2 protein-coding genes are annotated in these 3,607 nt (G+C 75.8%); both read left to right on the forward strand.

The window, feature by feature from the left end; all coding sequences use genetic code 11:
• Nucleotides 1-448: 448 nt before the first annotated feature.
• Nucleotides 449-661 (forward strand): zinc ribbon domain-containing protein, encoded by a 213-nt coding sequence (locus EAD98_RS00625; RefSeq protein WP_121652155.1) that lies wholly within the window; start codon nt 449-451, stop codon nt 659-661.
• Between the two features lie 119 nt (nt 662-780).
• Nucleotides 781-3,607, forward strand: a 2,827-nt coding sequence (locus EAD98_RS31400; protein WP_368666140.1) for an adenylate/guanylate cyclase domain-containing protein, incomplete at its 3' end; no start/stop codon positions are given.

Genomic DNA, 3,607 nt, shown 5'->3' on the forward strand with positions numbered 1-3,607 from the left:
GCGAAGTGCGTGTGCGAACGGGATCCGCCGCCGGCGGCCCGGGTCGGACTTCGGGGCGCCGGCAGCACCGTCCACCGTGGTCGCCGCCTGGCCTGCCTCGGCGGCGTCGACCGGTGGCGCCGATTCCGCATCGCCGGCCGGGGACTCGGAATCCGGCCCGGCCGACGTGGTCGCGGGGGCCGATCCGGTGGCCGGGTTCGGCGCGGTCGGGGTCGCAGGTACCGTCGGTGGGTTGGGCGCACCGGTGGGCCCGCCGGTCAGCCAGGGCCGGCGGGGGCGGGGCACGACCCGTGGGGGCGGATCCGGCGCCGCCCCCGATCCGTCCAGCGGCCCGTCCAGCGGCGCGGCCGGTCGCAACGGTTGCACACGCGTTTTGTCCTCGCCGTCCACCACTCGTCGAGTATCACCCATGTCCCGTTGGACGTCAGGTCCACGTACCCTGGTTGCCATGCCCAGGTACGAGTTCCGCTGCCGCGCCTGCGGCGACACGTTCGAGGTCAACCGTCCAATGGCGGCGGCCGGCGCGCCGGCCACCTGCCCCCAGGGACACGCCGACACGGTCAAACTTCTCTCCGCGGTCGCGGTCACCGGGCGGGGCGCGGGTGGCGGGGCCGCGGCCGCGACCGGGGGCGGCTGCTGCGGCGGCGCCTGCGGCTGCTGATCCGGCCAATTCGCAGCCGCTTGGTGGGCCGCCCTTGCCGGGAACGGGTCCGAGTGGCACCTTGAGGCGGCACGTGCCCGGCCGTTCTCACGATGCGTGACCGCTCGGACTCAGGCAGCATGAACCCGACGTCACGGGCGGAGGTTCCACGCATGTCGCCACGGATCCAGCTCCCGAGCGGTTGGGTGACCTTCGTGTTCACCGACATCGAGGGCTCGACCCGGCTGGCCCAGCTGCTCGGCCCGGACTACCGCCCGGTGCTCGCCGAGCACCGACGGCTGCTACGCCGGACGCTGGCCAGCACCGGCGGCGCGGAGCTGCTGACCGAGGGCGACTCGTTCTTCCTGGCCTTCGACGACGCCGCGGCGGCGTTGACCGCCTGCCTGACCGCCCAGCGAGCGCTGGCGAACCATGACTGGCCGACCGCCGAAGCGACGCCTCGGGTGCGGATGGGCCTGCACACCGGCTACGCCGAGCCGCGCGACGGGGAGTACGCCAGCCCCGAGGTGCACCGGGCGGCCCGGGTGGCCGCCGCCGCGCACGGCGGGCAGGTGCTCTGTTCGGCGTCCACCGCCCGTCGGGCGGAGCCGCTGCCGCCGGGTGCCACCCTGCTCGACCTGGGCCTGCACCGGCTGCGCGGCTTCGACGACCGGGAACGACTGTTCCAGCTGGTCGCGCCCGGGCTGGAGCGGCAGTTCCCCCGGCCCCGCACCGCCGACGCGGTGGCGCACAACCTGCCGACCCAGGTGACCTCGTTCGTCGGCCGGCAGGCCGAGCGGGCCGAGCTGGGCCGGCTGGTGGAGGAGCACCGGCTGGTCACCGTGCTGGGCGCGGGTGGGGCGGGCAAGACCCGGCTCGCCGTGGAGCTGGCGAGCGGGGTGGTCGAGGCGTACCCGGACGGGGTCTGGTTCGTCGACATCGCCGCGGTGACCGACCCGGGGTTGGTGGCGTTCGCCATCGCCGCGGTGCTCGGGCTGCGACCCGAGCCGGGCCGGCCGATGGTGGACACGCTGGTCGAGTACGCCGCCGGCCGCCGGATGCTGGTCGTGTTGGACACCTGCGACACCCAGCCGGCCGCCTGCGCGGAAGTCATCTCGCGCCTGCTCTCCGGCGGTGGCGGTGCGCGGGTGCTGGCCACCAGCCGCGAGTCGTTCAGCCTGCCCGGTGAGGTGGTGTGGCGGATCCCGCCGCTCTCGGTCGACCCGAGCGCGGACGGCGTGGAGAGCGACGCGGTGGCGCTGTTGCTGGACCGTACGGCGGCGGCGCGCGGCGGGCGGCAACCGGACCCGGCCGAGTCGGCCGACCTGCGTCGCGTGGTGCAGCGGCTGGACGGTCTGCCGCTCGCCATCGAGCTGGCCGCCGCCCGGCTGCGGGTGCTCTCGGTCGGTCAGCTCGCCGAGCGGCTGGACGACGTGCTCGGCACGCTGGACGCCGGCCGGGAGGACCCGGAGCCGCCGCCGGTGGAGCGGGGCTGGTCGGGGAACCAGCAGGACACCGTGGACCTGGTGGCCGCGGCGGCCGGCGCGTCGCCGCCCACTCCGGCGAGCAGGGCGGTGCAGCGTTCGGCGACCGAGCGGCACCTGACGATGCAGGCGACCGTCACCTGGTCGTACCGCACGCTGGGGCCGCGGGCCGCCCGGCTGCTGCGCTGGCTGGCGGTCTTCGCGGGGCCGGTGGACCTGGCGACGGTGGAGTGGCTGCTGGGCGACGATCCGTTGGATCCGCTCTCGGTGCTGGTGGACAAGTCGATGGTGCTGGCCGAGCCGCGGGCCGCCGGCAGCACGTACCGGATGCTCGACCCGATCCGGGCGTACGCCGCGCGGCGGCTGGCCGAGGCGGGCGAGGAGCAGGCTGCCCGGGACCGGCACGTGGCCTGGTCGGCGCATGCGCTGGAGCGGGCTCACCTGGGCCCGGACGGCCGACCGGTGACGCTGTCGCTCTACGCCCTCGACCCGCTGGCCGGGGAGCTTCGGTCCGCGCTGCGCTGGTGCGCCACCGGCGGCAGCGCCCGCGCCGGCCTCCGCCTGGCCGGCGGCCTGGACCAGTGGTGGCGTGAGCGTGGGCTGGCCCGGGAGGGGCGGCTCTGGTTGTTCCGGCTGTACGGGCGGATCGCCGAGACCGGGGAGCAGATCCCGGAGGCCGAGCTGGCGGCGGCGTACCACATGCACTCGCTGCACGCCGGTGCGGACGGCGAGTTCGCCGAGGAGCTGCGCTTCTCCCAGCGGGCGGAGGCGGCCGCCCGGCAGGCCGGTGACGCCGGTCTGCTGGCCCGGGTGCTCGCCGGGCGGGCCGCGCCGCTGGTCGACATGGGCCAGTTCGTCGAGGCCGAACGGGTGTGCCGGGAGGTCATCGACTGGGCGCACGGGCAGGACGTGGTCGGCGAGGCGCTGTTCGCGGTGTTCAGCCTGGCTGAGCTGCTGTGGCGCAGGGGCGCGCTGGAGGAGGCGGCGGACCTGCTGGGTGCGGTCCGTCCGGTGGAGGCGGCCCGGCCGGTGGAGCGGGGCCGGCGTTCGGTGGACATGCTGCTCGGCATGGTCGCGCTGGCCCGGGGCGACGTGATCGCTGCGCATGAGCACCTGCTGGTGGCGCTGCGCTCCCGGATGGGCCACGGCTACCACGGCCGGGCGTGCGACACGCTGAACGCGATCGCGGTGCGCTGCGCGATCGGTGGGGACCGGTTGACGGCGGCTCGGTTGTTCGGGGCGGCGCAGGCCACCCGGGCCAGCATGCGATCCACGCCGGGCATCTACGGCGGCTACTGGGACGACCAGCAGGCGGAGCTGCGCGGGGTGCTGGGTGACGCGGCCTTCGACGACGCGTACGGCGAGGGCGCCGAGTTGGGGTTGGACGAGGCGGCGGCGCTGGCGCTCGACGTGGAGCACCCCGACCTGGCAGCGGATTCAACCCGCTTCAGCACAGGCCTGTCCCAGCCCACCCCCCGCCGCC

It is taken from the genome of Micromonospora sp. CV4 (genome assembly GCF_003667455.1).
In the GTDB taxonomy this organism is placed as follows: Bacteria; Actinomycetota; Actinomycetes; order Mycobacteriales; family Micromonosporaceae; genus Micromonospora.

Coding starts and splice junctions, on each gene's coding strand:
- EAD98_RS00625 (WP_121652155.1), top strand. CDS start 449: ATGCCCAGGTACGAGTTCCGCTGCCGCGCCTGCGGCGACACGTTCGAG.